Source organism: Jannaschia aquimarina (assembly GCF_000877395.1).
Lineage (GTDB): Bacteria > Pseudomonadota > Alphaproteobacteria > Rhodobacterales > Rhodobacteraceae > Jannaschia > Jannaschia aquimarina.
In genome coordinates this window covers 1-13,790 of record NZ_JYFE01000050.1, presented here as the reverse complement: position 1 = coordinate 13,790, position 13,790 = coordinate 1, and the positions used below count along the sequence as shown (strand labels likewise).

Genomic DNA, 13,790 nt, shown 5'->3' with positions numbered 1-13,790 from the left:
CATGGCCCGCATCACCGGCATCGACGGCATCTTCCTCCGCGCCCACGGCCCCGACGCGCTGACCGGCTGGTATCGGCGCCATCCGGGCGTCGTTCCGTCCCGACCGGGCCCCCAGCATCAGGAGGCGGGCCCGACCGCGGTCTCGGTTTTCGCGGAAGACGATGCCTATTGGCCCGCCGACCGGCACTGGATGCTAAACCTGCGCACCGACGATATCGACGGCCTTCTGGCGCACCTCTCCGCAGCGGGCATAGAGGCCCGGACGGATCCCGCATGGGACGCGCAGGGCATCGGCCGCTTCGCCCGCATTCACGATCCCGAAGGCACACCGATCGAATTGCGGGAGCCGCCGGCGGCCTGACTATTCCGCGGCCACCTGCTGACCGTCCTGCAACGTCACGTCGCGGATCCGCATCAGGGCTTCCGTCATCAGGTTCCGCACCGCGTCGAAATCCGCACTGCGTGCAAGCCGCCGCTCATCCATGTAGAGCGCGCGGTCGATCTCGATCTGCAGCACATGGCGGCCCTGTTCCGGCTTGCCGTAAGCCTGCGCGATGAAGGCCCCGGCGAAGGGCGCGTTGCGCGCCACGCGGAACCCAAGCCCCCGGAAGATCCCCTCGACGGCATCGACCAGCCCGCTGTCGGCCGAGGCGCCGAACCGGTCGCCCAGCACGATCTCTGGCGTGCGGCCCTTGGGCGCCGCCCCCTCGATCGCTTCGTGGGGCATGGAATGCACGTCCAGCAACACCGCCCGTCCGAATGCCGCGCAGGCCTGCTCCATCAGGTCGACCAGCGCCCCGTGATAGGGCCGCCACACGTCCTCCAGCCGGGCTTCCGCCTCCGCTCGGGTGATCTTGCCGCGATAGATCGCGCGCCCCTGCGCCACGACCCTCGGGATGACGCCAAGCCCGGAATTGACCCGCGGGTTGATCCCGGCCTTCGCCACCCCCTGCACAAGCGCCGGGTCCAGCTCCCGCTCCGAGCGGTTGAGATCCACATAGGCGCGCGGCATCTCCGCGGCGATCAGCGGCACGCCCAGATCCGGCGCCCGCTCCAGCAGGATGTCGACGAAGGCATCCTCCGAGCTGCGGATGACCCGCTCGTCCAGCACGGTGCGCGCGACGAAATCGGCCGGATAGGTCCGCCCCGAATGCGGCGAAGACGCGATCAGCGGGCTCGCGGGATGTGGCGGCCGGATCAGGCGGAACGGCGGTGTCGACATGGGGTGAAATGGCTCCTCTAAGGCGAAGATAGGGCGATCTGGCACTTGTCGAAACCCCCCTTGCGCGGGGTGTCGAAAGCATCTATCCCGCGCCCACCAATGCGCGAAGGCGAGTCCGGTTTCCGGGCTCGTTGACGTTCAGAGGGGGCGATTAGCTCAGCGGTAGAGCACTTCGTTGACATCGAAGGGGTCACTGGTTCGATCCCAGTATCGCCCACCACGCCGCACTTTCCGCAGGAAAGTGTCGGGCCTTTCAGTCGGGGACGAGACGGCTGCACTTTCGCCAGAAAGTGTCAGCGTTCCCAGGCCCAGCAACCCGCGCCACCCGGCGCAACGCAACCAAGGCGCATCGCCGCGCCGCGAGACAAAGGAGAGGACCATGAAGGTTCGCAACTCGCTCCGCTCGCTCAAGCAGCGCCATCGCGATTGCCGCGTCGTGCGCCGCAAGGGTCGGGTCTACGTGATCAACAAGACCCAGCGCCGGTTCAAGGCCCGCCAGGGCTGATCCGGCAGATCGCTAAAATGCGACGCAGATGGCCGCCCCACCAGGCGGCCTCTTGCGTTATTGGGGGGCCATGCGTGTCCCCGCCTGCCTCCTCCCGCCGCTTCTCGGCGCCTGCTCGATCGTGCAGCCCTCCGACGCGCTCTATCTCTGCGACGGCGGAACGACGGCACAGATTGACCGGGCACCCCGCCATGTCCAGATCACCCTGTCCACCGGGGAAAGCGGCCGCCTGCCACGCATCCCCTCCACCTCGGGGGTCCGCTACCGGCGCGACACGCTCGACTGGTTCGAAACGGGAGATGCCGCGTTCCTCGTCCGCAAGGGTGAAGCGGCGAGTTGCCGCCTCATCCGCCGGGGCTGAACGGTCAAGACCTTGACCGTCCGCCGCGCCCGGACGAGTCTGGGGCATGGCCAAGAAATCCTCGCCCAAATCCCTCGCCCAGCTTCTCGACCGCCTCGTCCCCGCCCTCCGTAAGGTACAGGGAAGCGGCGCCAGCCGGGGCCCCCGGATCGCGCTCATGTCCCATCTCGACACGACGGGTCCGGCGACGATGCGTGACCTCGCGGCCGCGCTCTCGGTGTCGCCCCAGGCGATCACGGGCCTCGTCGACGCGTTGGAGGCGGATGGCCTGACCTGTCGCGAACGTCACCCGACGGACCGGCGCAAGACGCTGATCCGTCTCAACGACCACGCGACCGAGCAGGTGACCGCAGCCCGCGACGCCCGCATCGCCGATCTCGCCGCGCTCTTCGAGGGTGCGACGAAAGAAGACCGGGCCGCCTTCGCCCGCGTCGCCGAAGCCCTCATCGCCCGGATCGAGGCCCGCTAACGCCCGGCGCCGTCCGCGGCACACGAGGGCCCTTCTTCGCTTTCCAAATATCCCGGGGGTCCGGGGGCAGAGCCCCCGGCCGCGTCGGACGGGGTTCGATGCCCCGTCCGGCGCGTTCCGCTCAGGACGGGTCCGCGGTCGTCCGCAGATAGGGGAAGTGCGTCTTGAACTCCCCGAACTTCGCCTTGGCGTCCTCGTCGGACACCGTGGCCGGGATCACGACGTCGCGGCCATGCTCCCAGTTGGCGGGCGTGGCGATCCCGTGCTTGGCCGCCGCCTGCAACGCGTCGACCGCGCGCAGGACCTCCGCGAAGTTGCGGCCGACATTCATCGGATAGGTCATCGACAGCTTCAGCTGCTTGTCCGGCCCGATGATATAGACCGACCGCACCGTCGCGGTGTCGTTCGGCGTGCGCCCGTCGGGCAGGTAGGCATCTTCGGGCAGCATGTCGTAGGCCTTCGACACCTTCAGCCCGTCATCGGCGATGATGGGGAAATAGGCCTCCGCCCCGCCGAAGGTCTGGATGTCGCCCTTCCACTTGCGGTGGCTTTCGGCGTCGTCGACCGAGATGCCGATGACCTTGACGCCGCGCTTCTCCCACTCGTCCTTCAATTGCGCGACGGCGCCGAACTCGGTGGTGCAGACCGGGGTGAAGTCCTTCGGGTGGCTGAACAGGATCGCCCAGCTGTCGCCGATCCAGTCGTGGAACCTGATCGGTCCCTCGCTGGTCTCGGCCTCGAAATCCGGGACGACCTGATTGATGCGGAGCGACATGACGTGCCTCCTCTCGGCTGTGTCTCCGCGGATACCTAGGGGGAGCGGGGCCGGGTTGGAAGGCGGCGCTCCGAATAGTTAACGCGGGGCCCGTCCGCCCTCTGTGCAGACGGGGGGTGCACAGGGGGTGCACGGGGGGTGCACATCGGTTAACGGCGCTTCGGGGGCCAACGTTAACGCATCAGAACGGCGCCGGAACCTCCAGCCGCAGCACCTTCTCGGTGATCGGATGGGCGAATTTCAGGCCCTCGGCATGTAGCATCAACCGGTCGAAATCGCCTGCCGGACCTTCCGCATAGAAGGGGTCGCCCAGGATCGGATGCCCGATCTCTTTCATGTGCACCCGCAACTGATGCGACCGCCCTGTGCGGGGCTTCAGCACCATCCGCGTGGTCCCGTCCTCGACCGCACCCCGCTCCCAGTCGGTGACGCTGGGCTTGCCGGCTTCGTTATCGACGTGCTGTCGCGGGCGGTTCGGCCAATCGACGATCAGCGGCAGATCCACGGTTCCGCGCGGCTCGGCAACTTCGCCCCAAACCCTTGCCACATAACGCTTCTTGACACGCTTCGTCTCGAACAGGCGGCCCATCCGGCGCTGCGCCTCCTTGGTCAGGGCGAAGACCATGATGCCCGACGTGTCCCGGTCCAGCCGGTGGCAGAGCAGCACTTCCGCCCGCATCTCCTGCAGGCGCGTCAGCAGGCTGTCGCGAAGATGCTCTCCGCGCCCGGGCACCGACAGAAGACCGTGGGGCTTGTCGACGACCAGCAGGTGATCGTCCTCCCAGACGATGGGGATGGCGCCCTTGGGCGGTGCGTAGTTTCCAATGGCGACGGGCATGGCGGGCGCCCTAGCCTGCCTCGCGCACGAGGGCCAGCGCATCGCGCAAGACGTCGCGCTCGCCGATATGGTTCGCCAGAATCAGCACCAGTCGCGCATTCAATGCGTGACTCTCCGCCTCGCTCAACCCGTGATGCGCCGCCAGAAGCTCGGCATAGAAATCGTCCGGGTCGGGAATATTCGGATGGGTGTTCAGAGACATGCGGCCTCGCGCGCGGCCTCGATCTCCTGCGCCCCCGCGTCCCGCCAACGCGCCGCGACGATACCGTCGGGCCGCAGCAGGTAGAGCGCGCAATCGGCATCGCCCAGATACCTGTCGCGCAGAACGTCATCAGAGCCGAGCGTCAGTGCCTTGACCCCCTCCACCGTTGGCGCGTCCTGCCCAATCGCCAGCAGGAGCCAGCCATGTCCCGTCCGCTCGGAAAGCCAGCCATTGCCCAACGGTGCGTCGGGCGCCACCGTCCCGGGACGTGCTCCCATTGGCAGATCGGGCGCATCGGGACCGTCCAGCGGATAGGTGCAAGGCACTGACAGACGGCCGGAATTCACCATTCCGCGCGCAAAGGGCGCTTGGGCGGCCAGCTTCAGGACCTGATCCCGAAACAGCCGCTCCGCCCCGTCGGCGGGGGTCATGAAACGGGTGGCGCGGGCCGAGTTCCGGATGTTCTCGTCGGCCGCGAACCCCCTTTCGCGGTCGTAGCCCCGCAGCATCGCGACCTCCGCTCCCTGAGCCACCGCGGCCAGCCGCCAGCCCAGCGCGTCGACGTCCTGCAATCCGCCATTGCCGCCCCGCGCACCGAACGGGCTGACCACGTGGGCACTGTCGCCGACGAAGATCACCCGGTCGTGCAGGAACGAGGTCAGGCGCCGACACTGGAACGTGTAGACACTGACCCAGTCGATGCGGAAATCGGCGTGGCCCACGACCTTCTCGATACGGGGGCGCACGACCTCATGACGCTTTTCATGCTCGGGATCGGCATCCCAACCCAGTTGCAGATCAATGCGGTAGATGTCGTCGGGCTGACGATGCAGCAGGGCAGACTGGCCGGCATGGAAGGTCGGCTCGAACCAGAACCGCCGCTCGGACGGGAAATCCGCCTGCATCTCGATATCGGCGATGAGGAACCGTTCCTCGAAGACCTCGCCGTCGAATTCCAGCCCCATCATCTGTCGGATCGGGGACCGCGCGCCGTCGCAGGCGCAGATATGATCCGCCTCGAGGGTGTAGGCGCCGTCCGGTGTCTCGATCTCCAGCCGCCCCGCGACCGGATCCAGTGCGGTGACGCGGTTCTTGAACCGCAGGTCGATCAAGGGGTTGTCCAGCGCGGCTTCGGCCAGGAACTGCTCGACATAGTATTGCTGCAGGTTCACGAAGGCGGGGAACTTGTGGCCCGGTTCAGGCTGCAGGTCGAAGGAGAACACTTCCTCCTCGCCATGAAAGGTCCGCCCGACCTTCCAGCCGACACCCTTTTCGGCGGCCCGTTCTCCCAAGCCCAGCCGGTCGAGGATTTCGAGGCTGCGCTTGGACCAGCAGATCGCCCGGCTGCCCACCGATACCACGTCATTGTCGTCCACCAGCACGCTGGGCGTTCCATGACGCGCCAGATCCAGCGCCAGGGCCAGCCCGATCGGTCCCGCCCCCACGATGAAGACCGGATGCCGTGCCTCCGGCCCATCCAGACCGGGCGCGCGACGATAGGGAAAGGGCGTGTAATCGTAAGGCATCAGCCGAGCCTCCGAAGGCGCCGGACGGCCCAGATCAACGTGCCGCCGAAGAACAGAAGCGACATCAGAACCACCTCGCCCGCCATCACATTGGCCAGCCCCTTTGTCAGCAGCGCGACCGCCAGCAGGGCAAGGCCGCCGACCGAAACCCACAGATAGATCCAGGTCTCCTGCTGGGAGGGGCCGAAATCGCGCTTGGGAGCCGGATCTTCGCTCATCCCTGCAACGCCTCCCACATCTCCTTGTCGCGAGCCGCGGTCCAGATGCGCGGCGTGTCGATGCCCTGCGCTTCGTCATAGGCGCGGGCGACATTGAAGGGCAGGCAATGCTCGTAGATGGCGTAATCGCTGAACTTCGGGTCGCAGACCTCGCGGCAGGCGGCCATCGCCTCGGCCAGGTCGCCGCCGCGCGCGGCCACCTGAGCCACGGGCCGATAGGTGGAGCGAACGAAATCCGTCGTATTGTCGAGCGCGCGGTTCACCATCTCGGCACCGACCAACGCGTCGCCCCGGCCGGGGGCGATGGCCTCGGGGGCCAAAGCACGGATCGCCTCGATGGTGGTGGGCCAGTCGCGATAATGCCCGTCGCCGCAATAGCAGGCGGATTGGTACTCGACGATATCGCCCGTGAACATGACGCGCGCGTCGGGCACGCCGATGACGACATCCCCCGCCGTATGGGCGCGACCGACCTGCATCAGATCGACCCGCCGCCTGCCGAGGAAGACGGTCATCCGGCCGGTGAAGGTCGTGGTCGGCCAGGTCAGGCCCGGGATTTCCTCGTGTCCCTGGAACAGGCGGGGAAAGCGGTCGAATTCGCTGTCCCAATCCTCCTGGCCACGCTCGACCACCATGGCGCGCGCGGTGTCGGACATCAGGACCTGAGGCGCCTCGTAGGCGCTGGCGCCCAGAACACGGACGGCGTGGTAATGGGTCAGGGCCAGATGGGTGATCGGCTTGTCCGTCACGCCACGGATGCATTCGATCACCTTGCGGGCCAGACGCGGCGTGGCCTGCGCCTCGACCACCATCACGCTGTCGTCGCCGATGATGACGCCGGAATTGGGATCTCCCTGCGCGGTGAAGGCGTAGAGGCCGGGCCCGATCTCGGTGAAGGAGGTCTCCTTCTCCTCCATGTCACCGGCGGATGCGAAGGCCTTGGTCATTGCCGGCCCTCCTCGATGATTGCGATGATCTCGGTCTGGCGGGCCGACATAGCCTGCATGATCTCGGGCATCAGTTCCGACATCGTCCGGCTGAAATAGGGCGGCATCTTCAGCAGCACGCCTTCGCCCTCCGGCGTCGAGTAGAACTCGATCAGGGCACGCAGCTCGGCGGCGGTAAAGGTCTCGGCGGCGCCCTCGACCATCATCTCCTGCATCTTTGGGCGCAGCGACGTCATCGCTTCCGACATCAGCGCGCCGATCCGCTCCAGCGCGCCGGGCGACAGCTCGACCTGCGGCGGCAATCCGGCGGTAAACTGGGCCGCAAGCACGTCCGCACCCATCATCTGGTCCATCATCGCCTGGTTGGCGGGCATATCAACATAGGTCCGGGCAAGCGCACGTCGATCGTCCTCCTGCGCCTCAGCAAAGCCGGCAAGGCCGATTGCCGATGCGAGGATCGCAACCCTCAGTCGAGTTTGTGCCATTCGATCACCTCCTGCTCGATGACGCCGAACAGGTCGTGTCCGTCCGCCTCGGCCCATATTCTGACGCGGTCCCCGGGCCGAAGCCAAGGGCTGCGCGCCTGCCCGTCAAGGATGGTCTCGACCATCCGTTGCTCGGCCAGACAGCTATAGCCGCGGCCGCCCGCGTCCACCGGCCGCCCCGGACCACCGTCGGGATCCCGGTTCGAGACGGTGCCGGACCCGATGACGGTGCCCGCCGGCAAGTCCCGCGTCTTCGCCGCATGAGCGACGAGCGTCGGGAAATCGAAGGTCATGTCCTCGCCGGCCCGTGTCTCGCCAAGCTTGGTGCCGTTCACCTCCACATGCACCGTCGCATGCAAGCGGCCATCATAGGGCAACGCGTCTGGCGTGACAGCCAGCGGCGACAGGGCCGACGCGGGCTTGGAGTGGACGAAGCCGAACCCCTTGCCCAGTTCGTCAGGGATCAGCCCGCGCAACGAGATATCGTTCAGCAGGCAAATCGCACGGATCGCCCTCGCCGCTTCGTCCGGCGTCGCCCCGCGCGGCACAGGGCCGGTCAGGACGGCCACCTCTGCCTCCAGGTCGGTCCCCCAATCGGGAGCGGACGGGATGGGATCGCGGGGGCCCGTGAAGAGGTTCAGGCCCTGATACATCAATGGGTCATGCCAGAACCGTTCTGGCATCTCGGCCCCGCGGGCCTGCCGGACCAGCGCGACGTGGTTCACATAGGCGGAGCCGTCGAGAAATTGCCAAGCGCGCGGCAGGCAGGCCATCGCCTGCTCAGGCTGCCAATCCTCTTCCGGACCGAGCGCGGCGTCTCCGCCGTCGAGCCAGGCGAGCATCGTTCGGCAGGCGATAGCGCGGGCGCTGCCGTCCTCGACGACCACCAGCCGGCCATCCGGGCCGTCGGGCAGGGTCGCAAGCCTCATCCGCGATCCTCCTTCACAGACCGATCCCTGCCTTCACGCTTCCAAGGCCGCGTCCACATCTCGCGCAGGGCACGGGGCAACGTTGCCAGACCGACCACGGCCAAGCCGATCACGATCCAGCCGAACACTCCAAGAGACGTCGCGAATTCCGCCACCGGCTCTCCTCCTTGCCTGCTCCGGATCGGGAGGCATTCTGCCGCATCCGGAAGCGAGACGGTAGGGGACGCGCTCCCTATCGCGCCGCCACCACGTGCCAAGGATCTTCGAACCAATGCTCCTGTAGGTTCGGACCCGCCCCGATGCGGTCGATCACGGCGAAACGACCGGGCGCATGAAGCGGGGTGCAGACGCCGTGCCAGACCCCGCGCCGGTAGTTCACCCCCTGAGCCCCGTTCGTCAGAAAGGCGCGCGGCGTGCCCGGCACGCCCCCCTCATCCGGCGCGACGATGACGAGGAAAGGATGCTCCGTCATCGGGACGAAGGCCTGCGACCCGTCGGGATGCCGCTCGACCATGTCGAGCGTGTAGGGCAACCCGCGAGGCTGCGCGTCGAACAGGCTGAGACCCGCGCGCCCGTCTCCGAAATCGAGATCGGCGCGGTCATGAAACCGGCCACACAGGCCCCGATTGATCAGCTTGTCCGGCGCGCCCTCGACCTCCAGCACCTCTCCGAAGAACGCGAAGGTTTCTGCCGTCAGCGGCTCGGTCTCGACCCGCCTCATCCCAGCTTGTCCGCAAGCCGCAATTCCGCGATGCGTTCGACCTGCCGGCAGGCCTCGGCGGTCTCTGTCGCGGTGTCGTTCTCCAGCCGCCGGCGGAACGCGGCAAGGATCCCCGCCTTGTCGTGATCCTTGACCGCGATGATGAACGGAAAGCCGTGGCGGGCGGTATAGGCCTCGTTGAGCTCCGTGAACGAAGCCCGCTCCGCATCGGTCAGCGCGTCCAGTCCGGCGCTCGCCTGTTCGGCGGTAGAGTCGTCTGTCAGCCGCTTGGCCTGCGCCAGCTTGCCTGCAAGGTCGGGATGGGCGCGCAGGACGCTCAGCCGATCTTCTTCACTGGCGGACCGGAACGCGCGGGCCAGCGCGTTGTGCACACCCGCCGCGCAATCATGCGCGGGGCCGAGTTCCAGCGCATGGGCGCGCTCGGCCACCCAGGGGGAATGTTCGAAGATCCCGCCGAAAGCGTCGACGAACGCCACCCGATCCATCTCGGAAGGGCGGTGGTTCGGCACAGGCGGATGCTCCGCCGCCCAATGGTCGGCGATCTGCGCCCGCGTGGCGAACCAGACGCCGTCCTGCGACCGAGCATGATCCAGGAACCGCGCCAGCGCCGCCGCGCGGCCCGGACGCCCCGCCAGACGGCAGTGCAACCCAACCGACATCATCGCGGGCCGACCCGCCTGCCCCTCGGCCAGCAACGTATCGAACGTGTCGCGCAGATAGGTCTCCCAGGACCGTCCGTCCGGGTGGCCCGCCTGGATCGCGAAGCGCATGTCGTTGCAATCCAGCGTGTAGGGCACGACCAGTTGATCCCGGTCGCCGATCCGCACCCAGTAGGGCAGATCGTCCGCGTAGCTGTCGGCGACATAGGCCATCCCGTGCTCGGCGGCCAAGGCCAGCGTGTTCATGCTGCACCGGCCCGTATACCAGCCGCGCGGCGGCGCGCCCGTGACCTCCGCATGCAGGCGCATGGCTTCGGCGATCTGGGCGCGCTCTTCGTCGGAGGACATGTCCTTGTGCTCGATCCACTTCAGCCCGTGGGATGCAATCTCCCACCCGGCCCTCTGCATGGCCGTCAACTGCTCGGGGGATCGGGCAAGCGCGGTGGCGACGCCGTAGACGGTGATCGGAAGGTCGCGCAGCATGGCATGGATGCGCCAAAAGCCGGCGCGGGCGCCGTATTCGTAGATCGACTCCATGTTCCAGTGCCGCTGGCCGGGCCAGGGCTGGGCGCCGGTGATCTCCGACAGGAACGCCTCGGATGCCGGGTCGCCATGCAGGATGTTGTTCTCGCCGCCCTCTTCGTAGTTGAGCACGATCTGCACCGCGATCTTGGCGCCGTTCGGCCAGCGCGGATCGGGGCGCGCGGCACCGTATCCGCGCAAGTCTCTGGGATATCTGTCCATTCTCTCGCCTCTCGGTCGCGTTGGCACGGGGCCGCCCATCGCGACGATTGCCCATCCGCGCGCGACATGGAAGACAGGTCGCAGCAACCGGGAGGCGACCTTGGGCTATCTGACGACGCACGTTCTGGACACCGCGCGCGGCGTTCCGGCCGAGGGGATCGAGATCCTGCTCTACCGGGTCTCGGGCAATTCGCACCGCAAGATCGCCGAGGCCGTGACGAACGCGGACGGACGCACCGACAGGCCGATCCTGCCAGAAGATGATTTCAAGACCGGTACGTACGAACTCGTATTCCGGGCGGGCGATTATCTGCGGCGCCATGGGAGCGATGCGGGGACGCTCTTTCTCGATGAGGTGCCGATCCGCTTCGGTATGGGAGAAGACGCCCATTACCACGTGCCGCTCCTGCTGAGCCCGTTCGGCTATTCGACCTATCGCGGAAGCTGAGCCGTCAGAGGGTCCCGAGGCGAATGATGCCGTGCGGGCTTCCGCCCCGGACGCGGGCGCGGTAGCGTTCCGCACGTTTTGCACGTGTCTCACGAACAGGTCTTCACAGAATGTACGATCTCGCCGTCGCCTGGGACTGGCTGGCTTTCGCCGTGCGCTGGCTTCACGTCATCACCGCCATCGCATGGATCGGTGCCAGCTTCTATTTCATCGCGCTGGACCTCGGCCTGCGGAAAGCACCTGATCTGCCAAAGGGCGCCTACGGCGAGGAGTGGGAGGTCCATGGCGGCGGATTCTACCACACAACGAAATACCTCGTGGCGCCGGATCGCCTGCCGGAGCACCTGACCTGGCACAAATGGCAGAGCTACTGGACTTGGCTCTCGGGAGCGGCCCTGCTCGCCATCGTTTACTGGGCGGGGGCGGAGCTTTACCTCATCGACCCCGAGAAAGCCGATCTGGCGACGTGGCAGGCGATCGCACTCTCGGCCGGTTTCATCGCGGTGGGATGGATCGGCTACGACGCGCTTTGCCGATCGCCGCTGAAGTCGAACCCGACGGCGGTGATGCTGGTCCTGTTCGCGGGGATCGTCGCCGCGTCATGGGCGCTGAACCAGGTTTTCACCGGACGCGCGGCCCTGCTGCATCTGGGGGCGATGACGGCGACGATCATGACAGCCAACGTCTTCTTCGTCATCATGCCCAATCAGCGGATCGTGGTGGCCGACCTGAAGGCGGGCCGCACGCCGGATGCGAAATACGGGCAGATCGCCAAGCTGCGCTCGACACATAACAATTACCTTACGCTGCCGGTGCTGTTCCTGATGCTGTCCAACCACTACCCGCTTGCCTTCGGCACAGAGGCGGCCTGGATCATCGCGGCTCTGGTCTTCCTGCTCGGCGTCACGATCCGGCACTACTTCAACACGCTTCACGCCACGGGCGAAGGACCGGTCTGGACATGGGGCGCGACGGCGGTGCTATTCGTCGTGATCATGTGGCTGTCGACCGCGCCGCTCTTCGACGGGGATTACGACGCCGTCGAAGAGGCCGAGATGACACCGGCGGCCCTGCGCTTTGCCGAGGCCCCAGGCTTCGAGACGGCCTCGGATGCCGTTTTGGCGCGCTGTTCCATGTGCCATGCGCGCGAACCCGTCTGGGACGGTCTTCTCTGGGCGCCGAAGGGCGTGCATCTGGAAACGCCGCAGGACATCGCTTCGCAGGCCCGGCAGGTCTACTACCAGTCGGGGGTCAGCCACGCGATGCCGCCGGGCAACCTGACCGGCATGACCCGGGAAGAGCGCGCCGCCATCCGCGACTGGTTCCGCGCAGCAGGCGGTATGGCGATGGCCGCCTCGGACTGATCCGTCTTGCACCGGCCCGCCGGGTCACGCTTAAACGGTCCCGCGCCGAAGCACAGGGAGGCGGACCCATCGACGATCAGGAGAAGACGCGCCCCCCGATGGGCTCCCTGCGTCACGCGATGCCGAAGGAGCTGTATGCCGCCATCCCCGAGATCGCGGACCTGACGCAGCATCGGCCGCGCGACGACGAGGATGCGATGGACTTCCTGTTCCGCCTGCGCTCCTCGACGACGCCCGAAGAGGCCGTCACCTTCACCGCCTTCGCCGCCCTGCCGCAGATGGCCGTCTGGTGGGGCTACGAATGCATTCGTTCGCTGCCGGAGGCGATCGAGGCGCGGGATCGCGACCTGCTGGCCCTGATCGCCGCATGGACGGCCCAACCGACCAACGATCTCCGACATCGCACGATGGAGGTCTCGCTCTACGCGCCGGTGCGAAGCCCCGCCGTGATGCTGGGCCTTGCGGTCGGCTGGTCCGGCGGGTCGATCGCGCCGAACGATCCCGCCCCGGTTCCGGCGCATCGCGCGCCGCGGTCGATCAACTCGGCGATCCTGTCGGGACTTGCGCGCGCGCCGCTTTCGGAACGTTCGGTCCGGCTGGCGCGGATCATCACGCTGGCCGAATCCCTGTGCCGGTCGTGACGCGATGAGCCTGACGCTTCGGATCGAGAATTACGACTACCTGGAGGACGGGGGACCGGTCAGCCACACGGTCGGACCGCGCGGCGCCCAGGTCGGTCGGGGCGCGGGGATGGACTGGGTGCTGCCCGATCCCAGCCGCCACATCTCGAGCCATCATTTCGATATCGTCGCGCAGGATGGGTCCTACTGGCTGACGGACGTGTCGACCAACGGGACGTTTCTGGTGGGCCAGCGCTACCGCCTCGACGGTCCGCATCAATTGCAGCCGGGCGACCGGTTCCAGGTCGGCCCGTACATAATCGCGGTCGAAGCGGCGGCCGGGCTTGCGCCGCAGCCGGGAGGCGCAGATGCACGGCCCGCCATCGCGCCAGCGCCGCCCGGTTCCTGGCCTTCGGAGGAGGATCCCTGGGCAGTGGGCGGGGGCGGGTTGCCGCCGGTGGACCCGTTGCCCCCCGCGCGGATCGGCCGGGCAGAGGATTTCGGGGACGAACTGATTGCACCGCCGACCTTTGCCGCCCCGGCACCCGACCCGGTTGGCGGGGCGCCGATCTCCGTCCCTCCGGCGCTGTCGCGTCCGGATCCGTCCCACGCCGGGTCGGAACCATTGCCTGGCGCGTCGGTGCTGGCGCCCCCATCAGCGGAGGGTTTGGCGGGCGGGGCACAGGTCTCGATGCCGCCCGCGCGCCCTGTTTCGCCGCCACCCGAGCCCGAGCCCGGCCCGCCGGAGCCGCAGGCC

20 protein-coding genes and 1 tRNA gene are annotated in these 13,790 nt (G+C 67.5%); 9 read left to right on the top strand and 12 right to left on the bottom strand.

The features are described from left to right. Position 1: 1 nt before the first annotated feature. Positions 2-361, top strand: coding sequence for a VOC family protein (locus jaqu_RS13940; protein WP_043919613.1), 360 nt, complete (start codon positions 2-4; stop codon positions 359-361). Here the strand turns inward: jaqu_RS13940 and jaqu_RS13935 are convergent, their stop codons facing one another. Beyond that, on the bottom strand, positions 362-1,222 hold the full coding sequence (locus jaqu_RS13935; protein WP_043919612.1) for an N-formylglutamate amidohydrolase: 861 nt from the start codon (positions 1,220-1,222) through the stop codon (positions 362-364). Positions 1,223-1,367: 145 nt separating this feature from the next. Between jaqu_RS13935 and jaqu_RS13930 the strand changes: the two genes are divergently transcribed. The 4 genes from jaqu_RS13930 (at position 1,368) to jaqu_RS13915 (ending at position 2,557) form a co-directional block, all read left to right on the top strand. After that, positions 1,368-1,442, top strand: a tRNA-Val gene (locus tag jaqu_RS13930). Between the two features lie 159 nt (positions 1,443-1,601). After that, positions 1,602-1,727, top strand: a complete 126-nt coding sequence (gene ykgO, locus jaqu_RS13925) for a type B 50S ribosomal protein L36 (RefSeq protein ID WP_010141322.1) — start codon at positions 1,602-1,604, stop codon at positions 1,725-1,727. 70 nt (positions 1,728-1,797) lie between these two features. Then, complete coding sequence (locus tag jaqu_RS20735) at positions 1,798-2,088, top strand: MliC family protein (protein WP_052500976.1); 291 nt, start codon at positions 1,798-1,800, stop codon at positions 2,086-2,088. 46 nt (positions 2,089-2,134) lie between these two features. Further along, positions 2,135-2,557: a MarR family winged helix-turn-helix transcriptional regulator gene (locus tag jaqu_RS13915; protein WP_052500975.1), complete on the top strand. Its 423-nt coding sequence runs from the start codon at positions 2,135-2,137 to the stop codon at positions 2,555-2,557. Positions 2,558-2,678: 121 nt separating this feature from the next. On the opposite strand, the gene jaqu_RS13910 is transcribed toward jaqu_RS13915, so the two are convergent. From jaqu_RS13910 to puuE, 11 genes are all read right to left on the bottom strand, one after another. Then, entirely contained in the window at positions 2,679-3,332 is a 654-nt protein-coding gene (locus jaqu_RS13910) for a peroxiredoxin (protein WP_043919610.1), read from the bottom strand. A gap of 181 nt (positions 3,333-3,513) precedes the next feature. Then, positions 3,514-4,170 carry an RluA family pseudouridine synthase gene (locus jaqu_RS13905; protein ID WP_043919609.1) on the bottom strand — a complete coding sequence of 219 codons (657 nt, stop codon included), beginning with the start codon at positions 4,168-4,170 and terminating at the stop codon, positions 3,514-3,516. A 10-nt stretch (positions 4,171-4,180) separates the two neighbouring features. Continuing rightward, positions 4,181-4,372 (bottom strand): DUF2783 domain-containing protein, encoded by a 192-nt coding sequence (locus tag jaqu_RS13900; RefSeq protein WP_043919608.1) that lies wholly within the window; start codon positions 4,370-4,372, stop codon positions 4,181-4,183. After that, positions 4,363-5,898 (bottom strand): FAD-dependent oxidoreductase, encoded by a 1,536-nt coding sequence (locus jaqu_RS13895; RefSeq protein WP_043919607.1) that lies wholly within the window; start codon positions 5,896-5,898, stop codon positions 4,363-4,365. The genes jaqu_RS13900 and jaqu_RS13895 overlap by 10 nt, the downstream gene beginning before the upstream one ends. Continuing rightward, positions 5,898-6,116: a hypothetical protein gene (locus tag jaqu_RS13890; protein ID WP_043919606.1), complete on the bottom strand. Its 219-nt coding sequence runs from the start codon at positions 6,114-6,116 to the stop codon at positions 5,898-5,900. Before jaqu_RS13890 ends, jaqu_RS13895 begins: the two co-directional genes overlap by 1 nt. Beyond that, positions 6,113-7,063, bottom strand: a complete 951-nt coding sequence (locus tag jaqu_RS13885) for an MBL fold metallo-hydrolase (RefSeq protein WP_043919605.1) — start codon at positions 7,061-7,063, stop codon at positions 6,113-6,115. The genes jaqu_RS13890 and jaqu_RS13885 overlap by 4 nt, the downstream gene beginning before the upstream one ends. Further along, the gene (locus jaqu_RS13880; protein WP_043919604.1) at positions 7,060-7,548 is read right to left on the bottom strand and encodes a DUF2059 domain-containing protein; all 489 of its coding nucleotides are present in this window, start codon (positions 7,546-7,548) and stop codon (positions 7,060-7,062) included. The genes jaqu_RS13885 and jaqu_RS13880 overlap by 4 nt, the downstream gene beginning before the upstream one ends. Next, a complete protein-coding gene (locus jaqu_RS13875) occupies positions 7,530-8,477 on the bottom strand; it encodes a fumarylacetoacetate hydrolase family protein (RefSeq protein WP_043919603.1) in 948 nt (315 codons plus the stop codon). The genes jaqu_RS13880 and jaqu_RS13875 overlap by 19 nt, the downstream gene beginning before the upstream one ends. After that, positions 8,474-8,632 (bottom strand): hypothetical protein, encoded by a 159-nt coding sequence (locus tag jaqu_RS21670; RefSeq protein ID WP_161793872.1) that lies wholly within the window; start codon positions 8,630-8,632, stop codon positions 8,474-8,476. Before jaqu_RS21670 ends, jaqu_RS13875 begins: the two co-directional genes overlap by 4 nt. 77 nt (positions 8,633-8,709) lie before the next feature. After that, complete coding sequence (locus tag jaqu_RS13870) at positions 8,710-9,198, bottom strand: ureidoglycolate lyase (RefSeq protein WP_043919602.1); 489 nt, start codon at positions 9,196-9,198, stop codon at positions 8,710-8,712. Further along, positions 9,195-10,601: an allantoinase PuuE gene (gene puuE / locus jaqu_RS13865; protein ID WP_043919601.1), complete on the bottom strand. Its 1,407-nt coding sequence runs from the start codon at positions 10,599-10,601 to the stop codon at positions 9,195-9,197. The genes jaqu_RS13870 and puuE overlap by 4 nt, the downstream gene beginning before the upstream one ends. A gap of 100 nt (positions 10,602-10,701) precedes the next feature. Between puuE and uraH the strand changes: the two genes are divergently transcribed. From uraH to jaqu_RS20730, 4 genes are all read left to right on the top strand, one after another. After that, complete coding sequence (gene uraH, locus jaqu_RS13860; protein WP_043919600.1) at positions 10,702-11,049, top strand: hydroxyisourate hydrolase; 348 nt, start codon at positions 10,702-10,704, stop codon at positions 11,047-11,049. A 110-nt stretch (positions 11,050-11,159) separates the two neighbouring features. Further along, complete coding sequence (locus jaqu_RS13855) at positions 11,160-12,413, top strand: urate hydroxylase PuuD (protein WP_043919599.1); 1,254 nt, start codon at positions 11,160-11,162, stop codon at positions 12,411-12,413. 119 nt (positions 12,414-12,532) lie between these two features. After that, positions 12,533-13,054 carry a DUF6931 family protein gene (locus tag jaqu_RS13850; RefSeq protein ID WP_236687862.1) on the top strand — a complete coding sequence of 174 codons (522 nt, stop codon included), beginning with the start codon at positions 12,533-12,535 and terminating at the stop codon, positions 13,052-13,054. Positions 13,055-13,058: 4 nt separating this feature from the next. After that, on the top strand, positions 13,059-13,790 hold a 732-nt coding region (locus jaqu_RS20730), incomplete at its 3' end, for a type VI secretion system-associated FHA domain protein (RefSeq protein WP_152626960.1).